Here is a 22706-nt window from a genome sequence, read left to right as displayed (position 1 = left end):
CCATGGCTTTTCTTCGACTCCATATATGTTTTGCCTCTTTTCTTCTTGTTTCACTCTATGGGATTTTCCCGTCCTTTGCGTCCGAACTGCTCTCTTTACAGGCCCAGATTACCCAACTGAGCAGTGGTGCAGAAAGAACAACCGGAAGTACGGGGCTCAAAACGGCAGCTGACTTCATAAAAGAACAGTTTCAAGCCCTGGAAATTGAACCTGAAACCTATCGTTTCCTTATCCCTGTTCGTACAACAAAAGGTGCAAACTTGCAGATTGGTAAAAAAACAATCAGCTTGAATGCACTTCGCTACAACGCCATTACCCCTGAATCCACCAACGGCTCTGTGAGTGGCCCGCTCTACTATGTTGGTGCAGGAAACTGGTCCGACATCCAGGGGATGCAGATCAAAGATGCCATTATTGTCCTCGATGCTGATTCCGGTCAGAACTGGCAGCAGCTTGCATCGCTTGGAGCGCAAGCCATTATATATCTGAACTCGTCACCTCAAACCTCCAAATATCTGTTCACCGAAAAGGAAGAACTCACCCCCATTCAACTTCCATGCTTCTGGATTGAACTTACTGATATCAAAAGTTATTTTGATAATTTTTCTTTTGATACCCCAGGTCTCATTGCGACAACTGCCATGGTGACAGCCGAGGCGTATTGGGAGGATACTGTATCCGAAACAATCTATGGCCTGATTCCCGGTTCTGATCCCGAACTGAAAAATCAACTTCTGGTAATCGATGGTTTTTATGACAGCTCTGGATACGTTGCCGGAAGGGCACCCGGAGCAGATGAGGCCAGCTCCATTGCCACCCTGCTGCAAACTGCACAACGGCTAAAAAAAAGTCCTCCGGCTCGATCAGTACTGCTTGTTGCCACCAGTGGGCATAATGAAGCATTGGCGGGAATGCGCGAACTTATCTGGAGTATCAGCTCAAAGTCAAAAATTCTCCGAACCCAGAAAAAACAGCTCAAGACAGAACTTGCAGCCACAAAGACCTACCTGAAAACCCTCAAGGATCTGGATCTGACTCTGCCACTGGCAGAGGATGACGAACGGGATGCGATCATCAGCCTTTCCATTGAAGATCATCTTAAACTTTCCGTTGATGCAATTTCCCGAGAACTCAACACCCTTCGATTGAAGAATGAAAGTACTCCTGAAACGAAAAAAATAATAAAAACACTTTCAAAAAAGCGTCTCCTTTTTCGTCGCCTGACCTGGCGCAACAGTTTTCACGATATGGGACAAGAAGAAGCTGAGCTCTTCCAAAAGGCCATTCCGGCAGCCATCGCAATCATGGAAGAGCGAAAAGAGGAACTCCAGACCCGCAGATCCTGCCTCCTGAGTGCCTATGCCTTCAGAACCCTGTTATCTGACTATGAAATAGCAGCATTTGTCTCACTGCACCTCTCAAGTCATGGTAATGGCCTGGGTACTTTTCATCAGGGTTTTCTCTATAACCTGAAAGCCAGAGTCAATCGAACAGGGGTATTCTCGGTCATAGCCGATCTCCTTGATGCAACTGCTGCCAGAAGCCACAGCACTACCCCCTATGTCAACACTCTTCGTCCCAGCCGACTTCGCTCCTGGGATTCCTGGTTTCTTGACAAACCGGCTCTTGGCGGTGAGGTTGCCTCACTCGCCGGATTCCTGGGCATCAGCCTGGTGAGCACCGGAGACTCCAGAGCATTATGGGGTACTCCCTGGGACACGCCTGCAAAGATCAACTGGGAGGCACTTGAAAATCAAGCCCTGTTGATTGCTGACATGGTTGAGGCCATGGCAGGGTCTGCGCCTCTCCAATCCGGAAAGCTTCCATTAAATGGATTTGCAACGGTATCCGGCAGGGCAAATCTTCTTCTCCAGGGGGAGCTTTTTGCCGATTATCCGGCCGCGAAGACAGTGCTGCTTGCCTACCAGGGAACCCAAAAACATTATACCATGGTGGATTCCTCCGGAACCTTCCAGCTCAAGGGCATTGCCGACAAAAAACACGTCCTTGATAAGCTCATTATTGAAGGCTACCGCTTCGATAAAAACAGTGGAGAGGTTCTCTGGGCTATTGACAAAAAAGCCACCGGAAAAAACAATTACCGTCTCAAGATCCGCAGAAGCGAAATTAAAACCGACCTCATACTCTTCAGCTGCAAAGAAACCACTATTTTTGGCCTTCTGGAGCCGCGTAATTTTAACTATCTCACCAAAATCGAACTGCTCGATGGTCGACGTGACGCCCCGCCTGCCCATTACTGGTACAGCAGAATCGACACCCGCAGCTCCACCATGGCCTCCATCTACACAGAACCGGGAACCTGGCTCAAGGCCATCCTCTCGGATAATGTGCTGACACGTAAAATGATCCTCACCAACGGCAGTTTTGAAGAACCAATGGGCTTTGGCTATCCGGTGGATCAATTCAGCACCATTGACAACACCGTATTTCGAGCCGCTTCCGATGTCTGGACTCTTCTCTCGCCACGCATCAAGAACCTTGAAAAGCATGGTATTTTTGATAACAAGATCAGTCAGCTTGAAGAGCGCGGACTCACTGCATTGACAAAGGCGGAAAACAGCCTCAGAACATTTGACTACCACACCTTCAGCAGTGCAGCATCCGAGTCCATGGCACTTGCCAACCGTGTCTATGTCCAGGTTGAAAAGACCCAAAAGGATGTACTCTTTGGCGTCCTTTTTTATATCGCACTCTTTGTTCCTTTTGCCTTCTGTATGGAAAGGTTTCTCTTTAATTATGCGAATATATACAAGAGGATCATCGCTTTCTGTGTCATCCTCCTCACGCTGATTACCATTATTTATCAGGTCCACCCGGCATTCCAACTTGCATACAGTCCAACTGTAATTATCCTCGCTTTCTTTATCCTCGGTTTGTCACTGATGGTAAGTCTCATCATCTTTTTCAGGTTCGAAGAAGAAATGATTCTTCTACAACGGCGTGCCAACCACAAACGGCCATCCGAGATCAGTCACTGGAAGGCCTTTACTGCAGCTTTTTTCCTTGGGGTATCCAATCTCAGACGCAGACGTATTCGGACAATGCTGACCTGTCTGACCCTGATAATTCTCACCTTTACTATCATGAGTTTTACCACTGTAAAATCGGGAGAACGACAGAGCAGACTTTTATTCAACGATAACGCTCCCTATCGGGGGCTGCTTTTAAAACGTGTGGACTGGCGCTCTCTTCCAGTTGAAGCGGTTGCCGGTCTGGTAGACGGCTTCAAGGATGCACAGGGGATCGCTCCCCGGATCTGGCTCGAAGCTCAGGATCCCACCCAGGCGGTACATGTACCCCTTCAGCATGGAAAGAGCAGTGCAGAACTTCAGGGCCTGATAGGACTCTCTCCTTCTGAAGCCGAAATAACCGGACTTGACAAACTGTTAACAGACGGAAGATGGTTTACAAGCGACGACCGTACAACCATCCTCCTTGATCAGGACATGGCACGCGCCCTTCAAGTCAAAACGGATGGTACCGGAACAGTAAAGTTGTGGGGATACACTTTTACTGTCATCGGAACTTTTAATGGCGCACTCTTTGACAAGGCACTGGATCTCGATGGAGAACCTCTGACTCCTGTCACCTTTCCCGAAGAATCGGGCTCTGAAATCAGCGAAGAAGAACAGGAAGCCATTGAATCGGGAGAAGATATCCGCTCCTTCCAGAGCAGATACCATCATATCCCCGCATCTCAGGTTGCAATCATACCAGCCTCAACCCTGCTCACCCTTGGCGGCAAACTCAAAAATCTTGCAGTACTGCCAAGCGGCGGGACATCCATAAGTGAAACAGCAGAAGGACTTGTCGATAGATTTTCCATGGCCATTTTTGCCGGAGAGACGGATGGGGTATGGCTTTACAACCAGAGTGACTCCATACAGTACAGCGGTGTGCCCAATATTATCATTCCGCTTCTTATCTCCATTTTCATTGTACTGAACACCATGATCAGCTCGGTCTATGAACGAAAGAATGAGATCGCAGTCTACACTTCGGTTGGCCTTGCCCCGTCGCATGTTTCTTTTCTTTTTATCGCCGAGGCTCTTGCACTTGCAGTAATATCCGTTGTACTCGGCTATCTCCTGGCCCAGGTTTCTGCCTATCTCTTCGCCGAGACCAGCCTCTGGGCCGGGCTCACCGTGAATTACTCTTCTATGGCAGGAGTTGCAGCCATGCTGCTTGTTATCGGGGTGGTTCTTCTCTCGGTTATCTACCCCTCTCGGGTGGCTGCTAAAATAGCCATCCCCGACGTGAACGCCAACTTCAGTCTGCCTCGGGCTGTTGATAATCGCATCACCATCACTCTTCCATTTTTCATGAAATATGATGAGCACGATTCAATTGGCGGATTTATATTCGGTTACTTCACCTCCCATCAGGAGGTTTCCCACGGACTCTTCTCCACCGGTCCTGTGAATCTGGTATCCAGTTGCTGCAATATTGAAGAGATGAGATCTCTCATAGAAAACACAGAACAACCACACACCTTGTACTGCACCTATATTCGCTCAAAGGTATGGCTCGCCCCATTTGACTTCGGCATTATGCAATGGGTCGACATTCAGTTCTCCCCTGTGGAAGACAACCCAAACTATCTTGAAATCAAGGTCACCATTGAGCGCCGTTCGGGTGAAGAATCCGTGTGGGAAAGAATCAACACCTCATTTCTTCACGACCTTCGGAAACAGCTTCTGGTCTGGAGATCCCTTGACGAGGCAAGCCACAACCATTTTGCTGGACAGTTCAAAGAGATAGTCACAGAAAGCCAGAACGCAAAGGAGAGAGCAGATGCCTGAACATACAAAAACTGCCTCTGCCATTCGGTTCCGTTCCATTATAGTCGGTATGATTCTGGCTACTGCCATCTGCCTCCTCACACCGTTTAACAATGTGTACCAGCAAGCCACTCCCCTTGGTGGCGGTCATTTTCCCCTGGCCCCTTTTTTCATTTTCATTCTCCTTGTTATCCTGACTGCGATAACAGCAAAGATCCTTCGCAGCAAGTCACTTATCTTCACTGGCGGTGAGCTTCTTATCATCTGGATTGAGATGGTCATTGGATCAGGGATTGCATATACCGGAATGGCCAGGACTCTTCTCCTCAACCTGACAGCACCCATTCATTACGCCACCGTTGAGAATCAATGGCAGGAAACCCTTTGCTCTCTCCTGCCCCAGGGAATCAGCCCCACGGATCCACGGGCCATTGAAATGCTCTATACAGGAATTCCCGGAGGACGGAGCATGAGCTGGCTTGAGGTGGCCTCAACTATCCCATGGCAGGCATGGCTCAGCCCTCTGCTGCTCTGGGGAAGCTTCATCCTGCTATCATACGGTTTTATGCTCTTTATCATCAATATTCTTTCCCGCCAGTGGATCCACAACGAACGCATCAACTTTCCCCTGCTGCGTGTCCCTGAAATGCTCTGCAGCTCACTCGACGAAGGAAGAATAGGAAGGTTTTTTGGAAACCATTTTCTCCTGGCCGGCCTTCTTGTTCCGGTTTTTCTCCACTTATTGAACGGATTACATTTTTATTACCCATCGGTCCCCCAACTCTCGACACTTGTCCTTGCAGGCCCTTACTTTCCGAAGGAAGGGCTGTTCTCAGGATTCCATAAACTGAAAATTTATCTCTATCCAGCATTTATCGGATTCGCATTTTTGACTTCGCGCCAAATCTCTTTTAGTTTCTGGTTCTTTTTTATTTTGGGCGGTCTCTTTTTCGGCGTCCTTGGACTTCTTGGGTATACTATTCCTGTATCAGAACTTGGCATCACTTTTGGTCCAACCCTGGCAAGGCCTGAAGAAACTCAGATGATTGGAGCCTACGGTATCTTCTTTTTCTTTCTTATCTGGCTGGCCAGAACACATCTCATTGAGGTGACAAAGGAATCTCTCTTTCTGGTAAAATCCAGCAAATCACGAACCGAATGGTTCGATGTACGCTACTCCTTCTGGGGAGCAGTATTCTGCTTCGGCGGGCTCTTATACTGGGCGGTGTCGCTCGGCATGAGTCTGCTCACTGCCACGCTCTTCTTTAGTGCGGCATTTATGATTATGATGGTTGCCACCAGAATTATCTGCCAGGGCGGTCTTGCTTACTTCACTCTCACTGCAGCACCAATGGATGGCCTGATAGCGATCAGTGGAACAAAAATTTTCAGCGGTATTAATGGATTACTTGCAGGAATGGCTCAGAAAGTACTCTTTGTTGATCTACGGGAATCACTCATGCCTTCACTTCTCCACGCCAGAAAACTGAGTCATGGAAAAAGCCCCGGCCTCCTCATCTTCTCAGGCCTCTTTTTCACTATTCTAGCAAGCCTTGGAGCCTCTATCCTTGCCATGATGACCCTCTACTATCGTTATGGTACCCGTGAACTCCAGCTGGAATGGGCCAGTCGAACCACAGTTACCGTCTTTGAAAATGTGCATCGCCTGGTAACGGCTCCTGTGGAAACTGGAAGCTGGATCACTTTTTTTGCCATCGCAGGGGCAATCGTCATGCTCATTCTTGTGGTCTGCTATCATCGCTTTTACTGGTGGCCCATCCATCCATTAGGCTATCTCACGGCTTACAGTTCAGCCATGCGTATTCTCTGGTTCAGTTTTTTTATCGGCTGGGCCTGTAACACTCTATGCATGCGATATGGCGGCGTTACCCTATTTAAAAAAGTGCAGTTTTTCTTTATCGGCCTGATCATCGGCGATTTTCTGATGGGCGGCGGCTGGGCAATAGTGGGATTATTTACTGATTCTGGCTATCAGGTACTGCCAGATTAAGTAGACAGAAGGTGATTAGGCTGAAGGCTAGAGGTAAACAACACCTGCAGCCGTCAGCCTTCAAACTTCAACACCTGAGTTTTTAACTATGTACGACGACAAAGAACTTAAAGAATATAGAGATCTCCTCAAACCTCCCGATCACTTTGAAGAGGGATTTGACTGGAAGACCATTGTGGGTGCCGTCTTTATCGGTTTTCTGATGATGCCAGGCTCCATGTACCTGCAGCTTGTTATTGGCCAGGGCATCGGTCCTGCTGCCCGCTGGGTAACCATCATTCTTTTTGCAGAAGTGGCAAAGCGCGCACATTCCGATCTCAAACAGCAGGAGATCTTCCTTCTCTACTACATGGCAGGTGCTGCTCTTGCCTCACCCTTTTCCGGTCTGCTCTGGAATCAGTATCTCGTTCAATCCGATGCGGCCCGAATGCTTGGCCTTACTGAGTTCATTCCTACCTGGATAGCTCCTGGCCCCGACTCCATGTCGATGGTTGAACGGACTTTTTTTCACAGAGACTGGATGATTCCCATTCTCCTTCTGGTGGGTTCCCAGATCGTTCAGCGTATAGATCATTTCGGTTTAGGGTATGCCCTCTACAGGATAACCTCCGACGTTGAGAAACTGCCATTTCCCATGGCACCGGTTGCCGCACTGGGAACCATGGCCCTTGCCGAATCCACTGAAGAAAAGAAAAAGAGCTGGAAGTGGAGGGTCTTCTCCATCGGGGGAATGATAGGTCTGGTCTTTGGTGCTGTGTATGTCCTGTTGCCCATCGCCTCGGGTCTTATTTTTAACGAACAGATCCGTCTCATCCCCATTCCATGGATAGAACTTACCAGCCATACAGAAGATATCCTTCCTGCGGTAGCCACAGGAATTCAGCTGGATCTGGGCCTGGTCTTTGTTGGAATGGTGCTTCCGTTCTGGGCGGTTATTGGAGGCCTGATCGGTCTCATCATCACCATTATCCTGAACCCTATTCTCTATGCTCAGGGAATTCTGCAGCGCTGGCATCCGGGCATGGCTACCGTTGACACTGTTTTTGCTAACAACTTTGACTTCTATATGAGTTTTGGTATCGGGCTCGGACTCGCCATTGGGGGCATTGGAATCTGGTCGGTAGTGCGATCCTACCACGGCACCAAAGAACACATGGGTACTCTCCATGATCTCTTCCATCCGCCGAAAGGACGTGGTGATTTCAACTTCTGGATCTCAATAATAATTTATTTTTTCTCGACTCTTTCGTATGTCGGACTCTGCGTCTGGCTGGTACCAAATTTTCCATGGATATTCTTTCTCGGTTATGGATTTATTTACACCCCGATCATTTCCTACATCACCGCAAGAATGGAGGGTATCGCCGGACAGTTTGTCAGCCTGCCACTGGTTCGTGAGGCCAGTTTCATTGCAGGAGCACGTTTTTTCGGCTACCAGGGGATTGAAATCTGGTACGCACCCATCCCCATACACAACTACGGAGAAGCGACGGTACAGTTCAGGCAAATCGAACTCACAGGAACTTCCATCCGAGGAATTATCAAGGCAGAAATTGTGGTTTTTCCCATTGTTATGGTGGCAAGCCTGCTCTTTTCCCAGTTTATATGGAGACTGGCCCCCATACCATCGAGCCACTACCCCTATGCCCAGGAACTCTGGCACCTGCAGGCTCTGAACACCCTGCTGATGCAGACATCCACCATGGAGGGAAACTCCATGTTCTATCAGGCCCTCAACAGTACCACCGTCTTTTCCGGTCTTGGCTTCGGCCTGCTGATGTATTTTCTCCTCAGTCTCTTTGGCCTGCCCATCCTCCTTATCTATGGAGTGGTACGGGGACTTGGCCAGTCTACCCCCCATGGTCTGATATTGGAGGTACTTGGTGCATTTCTTGGTCGCTATTTCTTTTTCAAACGGTATGGTCCCATGTGGCGGCAGTATGCTCCTGTGCTGCTTGCTGGATTTTCCTGCGGTATGGGACTGACTGGGATGTTTGCCATGGGGCTGGCACTGATTATGAAATCACTGGGTCATATGGCCTACTGATCCTTCCTCTTCATCTTAGCTCAGAATGGCCCATAAACTTATGGGCTACTAGCGTCTACGTCAGCTCCTTGCTTTTGGAGCACACTTTGACGTTGTCTGTCTGGTTACAGCTTTATGTTTTCCAGCAGCACTATTGGCTCTTCTTTGAGAACTGGCAGCAAACATCCCCACTCCCTGTTTCTTCATCAGGTCAAAACGGGTTTTTCTGTATGGGTTCACCTTGCTGTCCATTACAATAGAAATGGGATTTTCTGCCTCATATTGTCTCCTCACTTCTGCCACGGCCTTTTCAATAACTTTATCAGCCTCCCTGGTGAGCGTCGGAACCTCCTCCTTGGCCGCATTTGCATCTTCGTAGGCTAATTCATATTTCCCCGCTGCAAGAAGTAGATGACTGCGCTCCAGATGAATCCAGCCCTTATGAGTAAGTTCCAGGGCATCATTATAATCCTCCAGGGCCAGTTCAAATTTGTTAATTTTGGCATATTGTCTGGCCCGGTAGATGTGTAAACTGCTTTTTGCCTGCAGGTCAGTGGTCTGCTCCAGGTCGTGACTGATCTGTTCAATAATATGTTGTGAATTTCCTGCAAGAACCGGGGAAACAGTAAACAGGACCCAAAACAGAGCAAAATAGAGAGAATATACAGGCATGAGTAAACTCAAAGAGTTGAATTGTAGGTAAGAGAGACCGAAACAGAACTAGTATCATAAATCATCAATCATGTCTTGACGACTGCATGGAGACCCAGGTCTGAATTTAAATGGAAACACCTCAACAGTCCCAGGAGCTGGTTGTCGAATGGTACCAATATCCCTTTTTGAGTACCAGAAACCTATCTGTTGACCATCGGGTGCTATCAACACTCCCCCTTCAGTGTTGCAAAAACCATACTCTCCAGTCTGCATCCAGAAAACGGCCTTCTTGAACTCTTCAGCTGTCCATTCTCTCCTGGTCCAGATCTTCGTCTGCAGATGAAATTTTTTCGAAATAGCAATGATAGCATCGGGCTCAACCTCTGACCCGTCAATGTAATATGTGTGGTCAGGTAAAAGGGTGCCGGATTCAAAAAGTTGTTCAACTTCCATTCGTTTTTGAAGGCCAAAGGTGGAAGAAGAAACGGACACACAGCCATCCAGCGCCACAAGAACGAAAAACATAAAAATAACATAGAATAATGATACTTTAGCTGACATGACACTCCCTCTATGAAAAAATTTCTTGAGACGGATCTTCCCGCCAGGCATCGGAAGAGATATGATCCATCAGATACTGTTGCTGGTCAACAAAACGATTGATGCGGAGATTGATAATTTTCTGGACCATGCTCTGGTAGGATCCGGGGTATCGCTCCATGACTTTACTGAAAGCTTCACGACTGATGGTGAGCAGCTTCACATCGGTCCAGGCACGTGCAGAAAAAAACCAGTCAAACTCAGCGAGAAGAGCAAGTTCTCCAAAATAATTGATAGAATCTTCGCAAAGAAGCTGTAAATGAAAACGTCGCCCAGAATGATTCTGGAAAATATCAACCTTACCTGAAAGTATGAGAAAAAGCCGGTCACAATGCTTCCCCTGAGTCAATATGTCCTGGCCCTTCAGATATTCCTCCCTTTTGGCAAGGTAAGCAAAAAGCCCCACGACACCAGCTGGTGCCCCGGAAAAAAGAGGGCATCTGTTCAAGAATTCCTGGGTACAAGTGAGTTGATTGATCACGGGTGGATCAGGATTCTGCCCGAGTGAGTTCATAAAAATCTCCTTTGCATGCCATCAATTCATCATATGTGCCCTGTTCAACTATCCTTCCAGCCTTCAATACAATAATACGATCATATGCCGGGGTCAAATCCAGACGATGGATCACGGCAACAACGGTTTTTTTACCCTTGAATTCATTTTCCAGCAAACCCTGAATACCGGCCTGGGAAGTATTGTCGAGGCTCGCCGTTGCCTCATCCATGATGAGAATCGGGGCGTCCTTTAAAAATGCCCTGGCGATGGCAAGTTTTTGCTTCTGTCCTCCAGACAATCGGTCACCTTTACTTCCGACTTCAAATTGAAGCCCGATATGCATAACCTCGTCGAGAAGTTTTTCATCCTTAAACGCTTCGGCAGCAATTTTCCGAAGATACTCATCCAGAACATCTTCAGATTTAACGGCACCAAACAGAATATTTTCAAGGAGCGTACGAGTATATAAATACTCACTGGGACAAAATGGAATAAATCCAGTTTTTTCAGTACTTTTTTGAATTACACTACACGGAGTACAGGCATCATGTTTTTTACAATGATCTATATCAACACCGACAACCGTCTCTTGAAAACGATGCCGTGCCTGAAGAATTTTCTGTTCCATAGCCGAAGGAAGCGAAATAATGGAATGTTTCTTAGGAATAAACCGAAGAGCCAGGATAAGCAACAATCTACGGGCCTCTTCATCTTTTGGCTGTGGGCTTTTTAAACGGCCAAGCAATTTACTGTAAACTGGAAATTCACTTACCTCCATAGGATTATCCCGGAAGAAAAACTCGTCATCTTGAAAATTAGCCAACAAATTAACGGTCTGGGTGGCAATAGCAAACCCCAGAGTCAAAAGAGGTTTCTCAAGCTTCAGTTCATTAAGTACTCCGACAAAGCGAAGATGTCCCGGTAAACGTTCAACGGTAAATTCACCACTCAAACTGTCACCAAAAATGATATTGTCCCGAATACTTGAATAATACAGAAATTTATCAACATCATAAAATTCTATGGCAGACTCAAAGTCATCCCGTAAAGTCGTCTGGATAATCTGTCGCATACGGAGAAATTTGTCTCTGAAGGGACGGCATTCCTCAATCGAGAGAACTGCCTGAAGGCCAAAACGGATAATGTCTTCCTGAAGGCCAACATTCTTGATTACTGAAAGAATTACCAATTTTTCGGGCATTTCCTTTTGGCCTGAAATTGCCTGAACGCCATAAAGCAGATTGTCGAGAATAGTACCGGAAAAGATAAAAGGTTGCTGAGCTATCATTGCCACATTATGGCCGACATCCATTTTGGAGAGATCTTCAAGTGAATTCTTATCAAAATCGATACGCCCCTGGCTGGGGTCATACAGTTGTGCAATGAGCAAGGCAAGAGTCGACTTCCCCGACCCCGAATACCCAACCAAAGCTATCTGCTCATTGGGCTTGATCTCAAGGTTTATATTTTCAAGGAGCCTTACTCCACTAGGCACAGTATATGTCACATTCTTTAAGCTGATTTGACCCTGCAGTGCCAAAGGATCACGCCCCGGTAACAGCATAAGATGAGGTGGCTCAAAGTCAAAAATCTGCATAATCTGACGATAACGGATCAGCGCATCCTGATAACTCTGGTAATACTCAATGAGCTCCTTCCAGGGGTCATATACCTTTTCATAGGCCGAGAGAAAAGCGACCAGAGCACCGAGGGTGAATTGTCCATGAATGGCCATGTATCCACCTACGAGAAAAAGAACAAATGGCCCCAGTGACTGGAAAAAATTATTGGCGAACTTGATACCATATTTTACAATAAATAATTTCTTTACCAGTCGATATAATTCAGCAATATAGGAGGATAGCTTTTTTCCCTCCAATTGGTAACTGGTGTTTCCATGAATTTCATGAATTCCGGAGATGGCTTCGTTTACCACATTCGCCATTGATCGGGTGGTTTTCACACGCTCCGTATTGAGAGTGTTATATTTTTTTTGCAGATAGGGGAGAACAATAAGCTCAAAGGGATAAATCGCCATACTCAACAGTGCAAGCCATTTATTCAGGTTAAACATAAACCCGATAAAAACAACAAAGGTTAAAACACTTGTGATGGGGATGGCAAGTGCGCCGCCAAGAAAGAACCCGATGGCGTTAAGCTCTGCTGTCATTGCGGAAATAACAGTACCTGGTTGCATTTTTCGGTAAAACTGCAGGGGGAGTTGCAAAACATGACGATAGAGCTCCTCACGCATCTCCACCAGAATTTTCTGGCCTATGTATACCTGAAGAATGTTAATCCCATATTTAAGCAACCCTGCAACTGTAACTGCCCCAATATAAAGGCCACAGTAGAGATACAACAACTGGATTTCTTTTAAGTAAATGGCCTCATTGATAATACGCTTCTGCATCTCGAGGGGAAATACTTTAAAAAACAGACTGACAACAATAATTAACAATAATAACAGTTGGGTAGATCGATGTCGCCGGAGTATCCAGTAAAAAAGAGAGCGTTCCGTAATGCGAACACTGTTTTTTTTTGCCGTTTTTTTCATATATTACGAAGACAAAATGGGAAGTAATTATAGAATCCGTCCTGCGATTGAACACCGGAACCTAAATTATCTGGAATGAAGCATTATTACATGATACAGAGTAATATAAACAAGGGCCAGAAGTATTAATTTTTTTCCCCTCATAGAGGTTTTTTTGTGATAAAGCAATTTTTCATCATAAGTATCATTTTCTCACAGTTTCTTGTGCTGCTTCCCCTGGCATTTTCATCCGAAAAGCCACCGCGTGCAATCGGTGGTTTTATCCTCGGCAGTGATATTACAGACTATCCAGACATCGAAAATTCAAATTTTCTCAAGGAAGTTGTAATTTACGACTGGCATGGATTTGACAAAGGAATTATTTCCTATGCAATTTGTGAAAAACCCGGCGAGATCGTAAGAATAAAGTTAAAATACAGTGATTCCAGTAAAAAATATTTTGATCTGCTGCTCGATAAGTATAAGGAAAAATATGGTGATCCAAGCGAATGGAAAGGAGATTCCTTTGGTATTCTCCATATCTGGAAATGGAAATTTGTAGATGAAAACGAAAACAGAGTGCACCTGATTCTCCAGCATAACACCAGAAATCCGAATGAAAATACCGGGAACATGGTCAAATTGTACTACCCTGATAATATCATCAGAGAACAGGCCTGCTTTTCTAAACAGTGTAGTCAAAACATTAACAAAGCAACGGAAGAACAACTCAAACAGCGCGCAGAGAGTAACTGGACATATCTAATTCCCCAATAATTTCAAGTGACTACTTCCATCAATGGCAGCAGCCGCACAATCGGCTGGAACACAATCACTCTCAAGTGTCCCACACAATGGGAGCCTATCGTCACAAAGCCCACTCACCTCCTTTTTGAAGAAAATTTCCGCCCTGTCCTTGAACTGCGCTGGCAGAACGGAAAAAGACACCATAAACGTTCCAATGCTGCCACTCTTCATAAGATTGCTGCCGAAACCGGATTGACTGTACTGGAAGAATTGCCACCCCACTGGGAGAAACTGCAAAAAAAATATGCTTTAACACTTCTTGCTGACAATGACTCAGGAGAACCAAAGGCTGCGATCATGATCTGCAAAGAATGTGGAACCACTCTTTTGCTTTACTTCTTTGATATCCCTGCAACCAAAAACCACCAGTGTTTGACTGAGATCATTGAATCAATCCATTGCCACAGGCAAAATAAAAGCGACTGGATTCTCTGGGAAATCCAGGATTTCAAAATTCTTCTTCCCGGTAGTTTCAGCTTAAGCGGATATAATTTTGGTGCCGGCCTCACTCGCCTCTCTTTTGCTGACTCGGGACTCACCATGCACCTTTGCCGACTGGCCGGAGCTTCGCAACGTTTGGAAAAGTCGTCCATGCTGACGATTATGAATATCCTGGGAGAATTGGATATTTCCGAAGAAGATGCTCAGCATATGGAAGGAAACGTCAGTCACTGCTCCTTTCCATCGATTTTGCAACAAATTCGCAACCGGATCAAACGCAAGCTACCATTTCACTGGGTTACCCTGCGCCACCATCCAGAACATGATCGCCTCAGCGGCCTCTTCTTTTTTGATAAAAAACCTATTCCAAACAGGCTGATCACAACCATCCTGAAGAGCTATGAAATCCAATCTCTCTAATCCAGCCAAGCCCCTCAGCCGAACCGAGTCCCTTGCCTGCATCCCCAGACAAAGCGAAACTATCCACTGGCAGGAGCTGGACAATGGCGACATCCTCTTCACCTACCCCATTCCACTTAGCCGATTTTTCACATCCCTGCATCAAAAGTTCAGTAAAAATCAGGCTGAACTCCCGACGAAGAAACTGCAACTGGATGGAATGGGGAGTTTTGTATGGAAGCTCATTGATGGAACACGGACAGTAAAGGATATTATCAGAATTTTCGCGCAGGACTACAATGTGACGAGTCAGGAAGCAGAAACAGCGGTGGCAGCCTTTCTAAAGAGTCTGGGGCAAAGAGGTTTTATTGCACTCTACGAACCAGGCGAATAACGTCCCCATCACAGCATTTTCTGAATGGCCTGCAGATCCTGCCATGTCGCATTTTTCATTTCCGGATTCTGTAACAGATACCCGGGATGATAGGTAGGCAACAACGGTATTTCCACCCCCTCCGCTCCCTTATAGGTGTAAAATTTTCCCCTCAGTCTTGACAGTGGCTGAGAAAGTCGCAGCAGCGTCTTTACAGCCACCATCCCCATGGTACAGATCAGTTCCGGTGAAATAGCTGCAATCTGTCGCTGCAGATATGAGAGGCAGGCATCAATGTGCTCTACCTGGGGCTGAACCCCTGAACCCACCACACACTTAATGACGTTGGTCACAAAGACATCTTCCCTGGGGAGATCTATAGCATTCAGCATTCGCCTCAACATCTGATCTTCTTCTACTCCAAAAACCGCCCCGGCCTCAGCTCCATCATCTGTTGGCAGCCAGTGCCCGATAATAAGAAGACGAATTTTCCCAGAACCGCCCTTCCCCGCCATTGTTTTCAAACCCCGTCCACCGAGCGAACAACTTCTGCACTGTGCAACCTCATCAGCAATCTCACCAAGCACTAAAAGATTGGAATCTACGGCCCGTGACTCTGCTTTAGGCTTTGGAATATCCTGCGGGGTTCCAGCTACTGCTCTCAGGGGTGCATCTTCCACCGACTGTCTTAAACAGGATTCAAAAAAAGACAACAGTTCTCTGCTGGCGGGGTAACTGTCTATTGAGTTCACCTGATGGCAGGCTAGCACTCCGCGGATTTCATGAAGCAACTCAAGAGTCTGATCTTTTTTTTCCATGGACATTTCTTACGTTCTTTTTCTTCCTATTTTAGATTTTACTAAAAAAGATTTTCCTCATCTTGACAAAAACAGGTAAAAGATAAACACTATAATAAATACATCTAAGGCTTATACTCTTTTATATCTTTTATATTTTAACAGGAGCAGACACATGCCAATCTACGAATTTTATTGTGAGGACTGTGGTAAGAACTTTGAAAGTCTGATCATGATAGCCTCCGCACTTGAAAACGTGAGTTGTAAACACTGCAAGAGCACCAACATAAAAAAAATGGTTTCAGCCACCTCAAGCCAACCTGCAAAAGGAAGTACTATCCCTGCCGGGGCACTCTCGGGATGTTCATCCCGTTCAGGATTTTCCTGAGCGTAGCAGTTGAAAAGCCCGTGTGGCTTTTTAAATACAACAAAAAGTCTTTCAAAGTTTACACATATCTCGTGCGTTCTTTGAAAAGAACTTCATGAAAGCACTCAGTTGTATTTCCCTTCAAAGGAAGTACCTTAATTGAGTAACAGCTCATTTACCGATCTGGAGCAGATAAAAGACTGTTGACAACAGTCTTTTATCACTCCTCTTTTTTCTTTCTACTGAAATCAAAAACAATCTCATTTTCTCTCAACATTCCATGTTCTTCTCTTGCCACCTGCTCCAGATATTCCTGATCGTTACGTAGCCGTTCTATATCTTTTGTTATTTCATCATTCTGTTGAGTCAGCATCTGTCGTTCGGCATTAAGCATCGCAATATGCTTTTTCTGCTGACGAAGATGATACAGGCCTCTCCCTGGTGCAAAGACCACCCATAGCAGAACACAAACAATCATGGTACATGATATACGCAACAACCTTTTACGTTGTAGCGGCGACATAACTGTTTTAGGTTTTTGTTTTCGTTTCCAGGCCATTATATCATCAATACATCAGATCAAAAAAACAAGAAATTCCTTCTACTAACTGAACCATATATGAGTAACTCAACAACAAAACCACTCTATCTCGTCAGCGCCTGCCTCGTAGGGCTCTGCACCCGCTATGACGGAGCACTAAAGAGTCACGAAACCTGCAAAGAGTTTTTGAAAAACAGCATCTGGATTCCTGTCTGTCCTGAACAGTTAGGTGGTCTGCCCACCCCCCGACCAGCTGCTGAAATTATCGATGGCAACGGCCATGATGTCCTTGAAGGAAAAGCCACAGTCTGCACCAAGGAAGGTGATGATATAACCGCCTCCTTTATACAAGGGGCCAAACAGACCCTTCAGATCGCGAATGCTCACCCGATACAAGGTGTTTGTTTAAAAGCCAAAAGTCCATCCTGTGCAGTATCAGGAACCATTGGCGTTACCGCCGCTCTGCTAAAAAATCACGGATTCAAGCTTTATGAATTCCAGTAAGGGTTATTGAATCCGCATAATACGAAGAATAATAATGCCGCCCTCATATAAAAAATATAAAGGCCCACCCATAAGCAACATATTCACAACATCGGGAGTGGGGGTCAACAGGGCAGCAAGAATCGCAATAAGCAATAGAGCATAACGCCTGTTTCTCTCATAAAACCCCCTCGTCAGCACTCCTACCTTCGCCAGAAAAACCATAAACATGGGAAGCTCAAAAATCACCCCGAATGCCAGAATAAAGATGGTTGTAAAGTTCACAAACCGACCGATGGAAATAACCGGTTGCAGATCCGCTGAGCCAAAGCCAAGAAGAAAACTGATGCCAAAGGGAAGTGTTATAAAGTAGCAAAAAAGGGTGCCAGCGTAAAAAAGCATGCAGGTAAAAAGAACAAAGAAAAAAAGCTGCCCTCCCTCCACCCCGAAAGGTTTCCCCATGGCACGCCAGAGTACTGCCATGATCCACGGCATAATCACATACAGGGCAGCAAACATGGCCAGTTTAACGTGGGCCAGAAAGGGACCGGCAACTGAGAAAAAATAGAGTTTATCAGCGAGATGATTCTGGACAAACTTCAGCAATTCGGGAGAAAGAAAAAATATCCCTACAGTAGCAATAATAACGCTTATCCCAAGGCCACGAACTGATTTTCTCAATTCGGTAAGAAATATCACAAGGGTATTATGCCGATCCAGTGTTTCCAGAACCTCTCTCCTGTTTTCGCTTGGTGGTGACACCATCAATACGTTTCCCGGACAGGATAGCAGATGGCTTTTCTAAAAGCAATTTGATAGAGGTTGATTTCAAATTTCAGCCATGCTAAACAGGTATACTGGAGACTGCAAGGGGAATATATATCCCTGTCAGAATAGTCACAAATCCGAGTAATTAACTGCGCAGGCTGAAGACCAAAGACTGAAGGGAAAAACACCCCTCATAAATACTGAGAAATAACCTACCATGCTAGAACTTCGTTTTATTAGAGAAAACCTGGATCTCGTACGTAAAAAAACTGCCCATAGAGGTATCCCCACAGATAAAGTTGATGAGTTTGCCTCAGTTGACCAGAAACGACTGGACCTGCTTCAAGAGGTGGAAAGCCTCAAAAACAAACGAAATATTGCCTCGAAAGAAATTGCTCAGCTCAAACAGGGCAGTGACGAGGACAAAAAACAGGCTGATACTCTCATTCCTGAAATGCGTAAAGCTTCGGAAAGAATCAAAGAACTGGACAAAGAACTTGGTGAGATCCAGGACAGTCTGCAGGATCTTGTCCTCTCCATCCCGAACCTCTGTAGCGATGATGTCCCAAAGGGAGATGACGATAGCGCCAACGTTGAGTTTAAAACATGGGGTGACAAACCCGTATTTTCCTTCGAGCCAAAACCCCACTGGGAAGTTGGTGAAGATCTGGATATTCTCGACTTTGAACGGGCAGCCAAGCTTTCGGGGGCACGATTTGCTCTCCTTAAAGGATTTGCCTCCAAGATGGAACGGGCACTGACCAACTTCATGCTTGATCTGCATACCCAGAAACATGGCTACGAAGAAGTCCTTCCTCCGTTTTTGGTAAACAGCGCATCCATGACAGCAACCGGCCAGCTTCCCAAATTTGCTGAGGACCTCTTTGCCATTAAAGACTGGGACCTGTACCTTATCCCCACAGCGGAAGTACCTGTCACCAACATTTACCGGGATGAAACACTGGATGAAAACCAACTGCCAGTTAAATTTACCGCCTACACCCCCTGTTTCAGGTCTGAAGCCGGTTCTTACGGCAGGGACACCAAGGGACTGATCAGGCAGCACCAGTTTGACAAGGTGGAACTTGTGAAATTCACCACACCCGAAACTTCTGCCCAGGAACTGGAATCTCTTCTGGCCGACGCCGAAGAAGTTTTACAATTACTGGGCTTACACTATCGGGTGGTTACACTCTGCAGTGGCGACCTGGGATTCTCTTCCACCAAGACCTACGATATCGAAGTCTGGCTGCCAGGCCAGAATACTTACCGGGAAATCTCTTCCTGTTCAAACTTTCTCGATTTCCAGGCGCGACGTGGTGGAATCCGCTATAGGCCAAATGGTCAAAAAAAGAGCAAGTTGGTCCATACACTCAATGGTTCAGGATTGGCTGTAGGCAGGACACTGCTGGCCATTCTTGAAAATTATCAGCAGGAGGATGGCACTGTGATTGTTCCCGACGTACTGAAACCCTATTTTGAAAAACGATTTTAGTGGCCGTGACGTAAAGGATCAAAGGATAGGGTAGCAGAGAGCTTGTTGCGAAGTAATCACAGCATCAACTCATATCGTTTAATTTTTTTCAACAGCCCCTGTCGGGTGATGTGTAAAAGTCCGGCGGCCTGGGTTTTATTCCCAGCCGCTTTTTTCATAGCTTTATGGATCAGTCGTTTTTCAAGGGCTGTCACCTGATCAGGCAGGGAGTAACCATCACTGGCAGCTGCTGCATCTCCGACATAATTCGAACGGGAAAAGGCAAGTAATTCCCGGGAACAGGTTTCAACCTCCATGATAAGATTATCTTTTGTGAGTGCCACCAGTCGTTCCACTTCCTTTAACAACTGCCGAACATTTCCAGGCCAGGGATACTCTTCCAGCAGTGCCAGCAGATCAGGGCTGAACCCGGCCACATTTTTTTTAAATTTCCGGTTGGTATCTTCAAGAAATGAAAGGGCAAGGGGCAAAATGTCCTCTTTCCTTTCCCGTAGGGGCGGAATCTCAATCTCCACTGAAAAAATCCTGAAAAACAGATCCTCACGAAATCTTCCTTTTTCGACTTCTTTTGCCAGATTTCGATTGGTTGCTGAAATAAGACGTACATCATATGGAATAATATCACTGCTGCCGAGCCGCGACCCTTCCTGCTCCTGAATAGCACGAAGAAATTTAGGCTGTACAATAAGCGGCATCTCTCCTATTTCATCAAGAAAGAGAACACCGCCCTTTGCCTCTTCAAAACGGCCCTTACGACTTCTGTCAGCACCGGTAAATGCCCCCTTTTCATGACCAAAGAATTCACTTTCAACCAATGCCTCCGGAAGACAGGCGCAGTTAACCGGAATAAAAGGGCGGCCATCTTTTCCAGCATTTTCGTGAATCATTTTAGCCACAAGTTCTTTTCCTGTTCCATTCTCTCCCTGAATCAAAACATTTACCGGTGTGTCCCGAAGAACCAGTACCAAATCCAAAACTTCACGCATCGCAGGACTCTCGGCGATAAAACGTCCATCTGTAACAGCATCAAATTCCAGACGGGTCACCTCACTGTCAAACTCCCTGGCAATGCTCGCTATCTTCTTCTTCAGTAGAATGGATTCAATGGAAATCGACAGGTAACCTGCAATTTCTTCAAGCTCTTTTTGCTGCTCACCGTCAAAAAAATCGCTCCCCAGGCTATTTAAGAGCTGAATAACCCCAAGCACCTTATTACTCGAGACATTGTGTATGGGGGTGCACAGTGTATTCCGACTTTGAAATCCTGTCTGCTCGTCTGCCTCATGATGGTAGCCATTCTTTACCCGAAGATTATTTTCAATAACGCTCTGTCCCCCGGCTATAACTCGACCAACAATACTCCCTTCCAGGGGGGCTTCTATGACATTGGACTCAAGTCCTGTACCATGCATTGACAACAATGACTCCGCGCCAGGTTCCTTGAGGAAAATCGTGCAACGCTCCACCTCCATCAACCTTGGAAGAATTCTGATGTAAAATGTTATCAATGAGTTGTATTCATCAACGGACCAGCTGCCGCTCACATGTGTAAGGCGCTGCTGCAGTAACGAAAGTGTTTTTACCGATTCCATATGTCTTTTTTCTTTCACCTTTCCCATATAACGAAAACTTACTTTACGATTGCAACTAACTTTACACCCTTTCATCTTTTCCGTAAACAGGATTTGATACAGAGGACATTTACATGAGACTCTCTTACCATGAAGAACCCTGTCAAAATAGGATGGGGAAAAAGTGACACAAAAAATTACACTGGAAAATTATAGGGAAACAAAGTTGTCAATTTTCTGACAGGCACCCTTCAACCACCAAGGCTTTCACACTATAAAAAAACATGCTAAATCAGGGAAATAAAACAAAAACACAGCGACCAATGTCCAATGGTACAATTGTTGCTTGTTATCTTAAAAAAAACTCTTACCACCAAATCATCTACCTACGGAAATGCGTAATGACACATATAGCTGACGACACTCTCTCCGAGACAGCATCGACCGAGCTCCTGCAACCCACCTACCACACTGCGCACGACAGGCAACCACCGTCCCTGGTGGCCCAGCAGCTCCAATCCGAACGACTCCTCAGCCACGAGGACGAAATCAAACATACAAAAGCAATCAGGGATAATTTTTGCGCCATTGTCCAGAGCGTCAAAAAAATCCACACCTCATCTCCTAAAATAACCCAACTTCAAAAAACTGTGCAGGCATGGGAGAAAAAAGACAACCCAATCAAGCCAGGCAAACGTCGACTCGACCACATAATAGCCACTCTTGAATCCACCTGCGACGGCTCTTCGGACGATGACGGCACCCATTACCTCTGTGAGCAGTTCAAAATACTGGCCCATGAAATCGAAGAAGCAAAAAATATCATTATAACCGCCAACCTGCGCCTTGTCTGCTCCATTGCCAAAAGATACACGGACAGAGGATTAAGCCTGGCCGATCTTATCCAGGAAGGATGTATTGGCTTAATGCGTGCAGTTTTCCGTTTTGACCATAATACCGGAAGAAGATTTTCAACCTATGCCTCATGGTGGATACGACAGGCAATCACCAGAGCAATACCGGAAAAAACCAGAACCATAAAACTTCCTGCCCATTTTCTTGTCTCACGCAACCACTTCAACAAAACATTCAGTGGATTACGCAAACAACTCGGAAGAAAACCCACAATGCTGGAGTTGAGCCAAAACACCTATATGGATCATGACAAAATACTTTCCATCATAGAGACCAGCATGGATCCCGTATCACTTGAAGAACCAGTTGGAGATAACAGTCAAAACCTGATGAGCCTTCTCGCAAACGACAAGGCCTGTCTGCCTGACGATATTGCCATAACCTCAGACCTTCGCAAACAGATAGACAGCATTCTTGACACATTAAGCAGCAGAGAAGCTCAGGTACTTCGCCTTCGTTTTGGACTTGATGGAAGGTGCGAATGCACCCTGGATGAGGTGGGCAAACAATTCAACGTCTCACGGGAACGCATTCGCCAGATCGAGCAGGAGGCATTAAAACGCCTCAGACACCCGGCGCGCAGTGACCATATGCGCTGCTTCCTTGAAAACAATTAATATACAG

Annotated in this window: 18 protein-coding genes; 10 read left to right on the top strand and 8 right to left on the bottom strand. The window is 46.1% G+C overall.

Annotation, left to right across the window (positions count from 1 at the left end; genetic code table 11):
* Positions 1-2: 2 nt before the first annotated feature.
* From UWK_RS09305 to UWK_RS09295, 3 genes are all read left to right on the top strand, one after another.
* Positions 3-4823, top strand: coding sequence for an FtsX-like permease family protein (locus UWK_RS09305; RefSeq protein ID WP_015404119.1), 4821 nt, complete (start codon positions 3-5; stop codon positions 4821-4823).
* Positions 4816-6813, top strand: a complete 1998-nt coding sequence (locus UWK_RS09300; RefSeq protein ID WP_015404118.1) for a DUF6785 family protein — start codon at positions 4816-4818, stop codon at positions 6811-6813. The genes UWK_RS09305 and UWK_RS09300 overlap by 8 nt, the downstream gene beginning before the upstream one ends.
* An 88-nt stretch (positions 6814-6901) precedes the next feature.
* Entirely contained in the window at positions 6902-8860 is a 1959-nt protein-coding gene (locus UWK_RS09295) for a hypothetical protein (protein ID WP_015404117.1), read from the top strand.
* A 60-nt stretch (positions 8861-8920) separates the two neighbouring features.
* On the opposite strand, the gene UWK_RS09290 is transcribed toward UWK_RS09295, so the two are convergent.
* From UWK_RS09290 to UWK_RS09275, 4 genes are read right to left on the bottom strand one after another with little or no spacing between them, the layout of a single operon-like run.
* On the bottom strand, positions 8921-9511 hold the full coding sequence (locus UWK_RS09290; RefSeq protein WP_015404116.1) for a tetratricopeptide repeat protein: 591 nt from the start codon (positions 9509-9511) through the stop codon (positions 8921-8923).
* Positions 9512-9565: 54 nt separating this feature from the next.
* Positions 9566-10054 (bottom strand): hypothetical protein, encoded by a 489-nt coding sequence (locus tag UWK_RS09285; protein WP_015404115.1) that lies wholly within the window; start codon positions 10052-10054, stop codon positions 9566-9568.
* 10 nt (positions 10055-10064) lie between these two features.
* On the bottom strand, positions 10065-10607 hold the full coding sequence (locus UWK_RS18475; RefSeq protein ID WP_015404114.1) for a cyclic nucleotide-binding domain-containing protein: 543 nt from the start codon (positions 10605-10607) through the stop codon (positions 10065-10067).
* Positions 10582-13146 (bottom strand): ABC transporter ATP-binding protein/permease, encoded by a 2565-nt coding sequence (locus tag UWK_RS09275; protein ID WP_015404113.1) that lies wholly within the window; start codon positions 13144-13146, stop codon positions 10582-10584. Before UWK_RS09275 ends, UWK_RS18475 begins: the two co-directional genes overlap by 26 nt.
* 156 nt (positions 13147-13302) lie before the next feature.
* Between UWK_RS09275 and UWK_RS18470 the strand changes: the two genes are divergently transcribed.
* From UWK_RS18470 to UWK_RS09260, 3 genes are read left to right on the top strand one after another with little or no spacing between them, the layout of a single operon-like run.
* Positions 13303-13902, top strand: a complete 600-nt coding sequence (locus UWK_RS18470; protein ID WP_015404112.1) for a hypothetical protein — start codon at positions 13303-13305, stop codon at positions 13900-13902.
* Positions 13903-13908: 6 nt separating this feature from the next.
* A complete protein-coding gene (locus tag UWK_RS09265; protein ID WP_015404111.1) occupies positions 13909-14793 on the top strand; it encodes a hypothetical protein in 885 nt (294 codons plus the stop codon).
* Complete coding sequence (locus tag UWK_RS09260; protein WP_015404110.1) at positions 14774-15166, top strand: PqqD family protein; 393 nt, start codon at positions 14774-14776, stop codon at positions 15164-15166. The genes UWK_RS09265 and UWK_RS09260 overlap by 20 nt, the downstream gene beginning before the upstream one ends.
* Positions 15167-15174: 8 nt before the next feature.
* Here UWK_RS09260 and UWK_RS18465 read toward each other — a convergent pair whose 3' ends face one another.
* On the bottom strand, positions 15175-15963 hold the full coding sequence (locus UWK_RS18465) for a uracil-DNA glycosylase (RefSeq protein WP_167320739.1): 789 nt from the start codon (positions 15961-15963) through the stop codon (positions 15175-15177).
* A 154-nt stretch (positions 15964-16117) separates the two neighbouring features.
* On the opposite strand from UWK_RS18465, the gene UWK_RS09250 reads away from it, so the two are divergent.
* On the top strand, positions 16118-16330 hold the full coding sequence (locus tag UWK_RS09250) for an FmdB family zinc ribbon protein (RefSeq protein ID WP_015404108.1): 213 nt from the start codon (positions 16118-16120) through the stop codon (positions 16328-16330).
* Positions 16331-16529: 199 nt separating this feature from the next.
* On the opposite strand, the gene UWK_RS09245 is transcribed toward UWK_RS09250, so the two are convergent.
* Positions 16530-16787: an FtsB family cell division protein gene (locus UWK_RS09245; RefSeq protein WP_041916379.1), complete on the bottom strand. Its 258-nt coding sequence runs from the start codon at positions 16785-16787 to the stop codon at positions 16530-16532.
* 141 nt (positions 16788-16928) lie between these two features.
* Between UWK_RS09245 and UWK_RS09240 the strand changes: the two genes are divergently transcribed.
* Positions 16929-17354: a DUF523 domain-containing protein gene (locus UWK_RS09240; RefSeq protein ID WP_015404106.1), complete on the top strand. Its 426-nt coding sequence runs from the start codon at positions 16929-16931 to the stop codon at positions 17352-17354.
* Positions 17355-17357: 3 nt separating this feature from the next.
* On the opposite strand, the gene tatC is transcribed toward UWK_RS09240, so the two are convergent.
* Entirely contained in the window at positions 17358-18098 is a 741-nt protein-coding gene (gene tatC / locus UWK_RS09235) for a twin-arginine translocase subunit TatC (RefSeq protein ID WP_015404105.1), read from the bottom strand.
* 220 nt (positions 18099-18318) lie between these two features.
* On the opposite strand from tatC, the gene serS reads away from it, so the two are divergent.
* Positions 18319-19596 (top strand): serine--tRNA ligase, encoded by a 1278-nt coding sequence (gene serS / locus UWK_RS09230; protein ID WP_015404104.1) that lies wholly within the window; start codon positions 18319-18321, stop codon positions 19594-19596.
* A 56-nt stretch (positions 19597-19652) separates the two neighbouring features.
* On the opposite strand, the gene UWK_RS18460 is transcribed toward serS, so the two are convergent.
* Positions 19653-21188 carry a sigma 54-interacting transcriptional regulator gene (locus UWK_RS18460; protein ID WP_167320738.1) on the bottom strand — a complete coding sequence of 512 codons (1536 nt, stop codon included), beginning with the start codon at positions 21186-21188 and terminating at the stop codon, positions 19653-19655.
* Positions 21189-21568: 380 nt separating this feature from the next.
* Between UWK_RS18460 and UWK_RS09220 the strand changes: the two genes are divergently transcribed.
* Entirely contained in the window at positions 21569-22699 is a 1131-nt protein-coding gene (locus tag UWK_RS09220) for a sigma-70 family RNA polymerase sigma factor (protein ID WP_015404102.1), read from the top strand.
* Positions 22700-22706 lie beyond the last annotated feature (7 nt).

This window comes from Desulfocapsa sulfexigens DSM 10523 (genome assembly GCF_000341395.1).
In the GTDB taxonomy this organism is placed as follows: domain Bacteria; phylum Desulfobacterota; class Desulfobulbia; order Desulfobulbales; family Desulfocapsaceae; genus Desulfocapsa; species Desulfocapsa sulfexigens.
The sequence above is the reverse complement of the archived record's forward strand: the minus strand, read 5'-3'. Positions and strand labels throughout refer to the sequence as shown.

Bases quoted from the DNA above. Each gene is read 5' to 3' on its own strand.
- UWK_RS09220 (WP_015404102.1), top strand. From the start codon at position 21,569: ATGACACATATAGCTGACGACACTCTCTCCGAGACAGCATCGACCGAG.
- UWK_RS09290 (WP_015404116.1), bottom strand. From the start codon at position 9,511: ATGCCTGTATATTCTCTCTATTTTGCTCTGTTTTGGGTCCTGTTTACT.
- UWK_RS09240 (WP_015404106.1), top strand. From the start codon at position 16,929: ATGAGTAACTCAACAACAAAACCACTCTATCTCGTCAGCGCCTGCCTC.
- UWK_RS18465 (WP_167320739.1), bottom strand. From the start codon at position 15,963: ATGGAAAAAAAAGATCAGACTCTTGAGTTGCTTCATGAAATCCGCGGA.
- UWK_RS09245 (WP_041916379.1), bottom strand. From the start codon at position 16,787: ATGATTGTTTGTGTTCTGCTATGGGTGGTCTTTGCACCAGGGAGAGGC.
- UWK_RS09285 (WP_015404115.1), bottom strand. From the start codon at position 10,054: ATGTCAGCTAAAGTATCATTATTCTATGTTATTTTTATGTTTTTCGTT.
- UWK_RS09305 (WP_015404119.1), top strand. From the start codon at position 3: ATGGCTTTTCTTCGACTCCATATATGTTTTGCCTCTTTTCTTCTTGTT.
- UWK_RS09275 (WP_015404113.1), bottom strand. From the start codon at position 13,146: ATGAAAAAAACGGCAAAAAAAAACAGTGTTCGCATTACGGAACGCTCT.
- UWK_RS18460 (WP_167320738.1), bottom strand. From the start codon at position 21,188: ATGGAATCGGTAAAAACACTTTCGTTACTGCAGCAGCGCCTTACACAT.
- UWK_RS09250 (WP_015404108.1), top strand. From the start codon at position 16,118: ATGCCAATCTACGAATTTTATTGTGAGGACTGTGGTAAGAACTTTGAA.
- UWK_RS18475 (WP_015404114.1), bottom strand. From the start codon at position 10,607: ATGAACTCACTCGGGCAGAATCCTGATCCACCCGTGATCAATCAACTC.
- UWK_RS09295 (WP_015404117.1), top strand. From the start codon at position 6,902: ATGTACGACGACAAAGAACTTAAAGAATATAGAGATCTCCTCAAACCT.
- UWK_RS09260 (WP_015404110.1), top strand. From the start codon at position 14,774: ATGAAATCCAATCTCTCTAATCCAGCCAAGCCCCTCAGCCGAACCGAG.
- tatC (WP_015404105.1), bottom strand. From the start codon at position 18,098: ATGGTGTCACCACCAAGCGAAAACAGGAGAGAGGTTCTGGAAACACTG.
- UWK_RS09300 (WP_015404118.1), top strand. From the start codon at position 4,816: ATGCCTGAACATACAAAAACTGCCTCTGCCATTCGGTTCCGTTCCATT.
- serS (WP_015404104.1), top strand. From the start codon at position 18,319: ATGCTAGAACTTCGTTTTATTAGAGAAAACCTGGATCTCGTACGTAAA.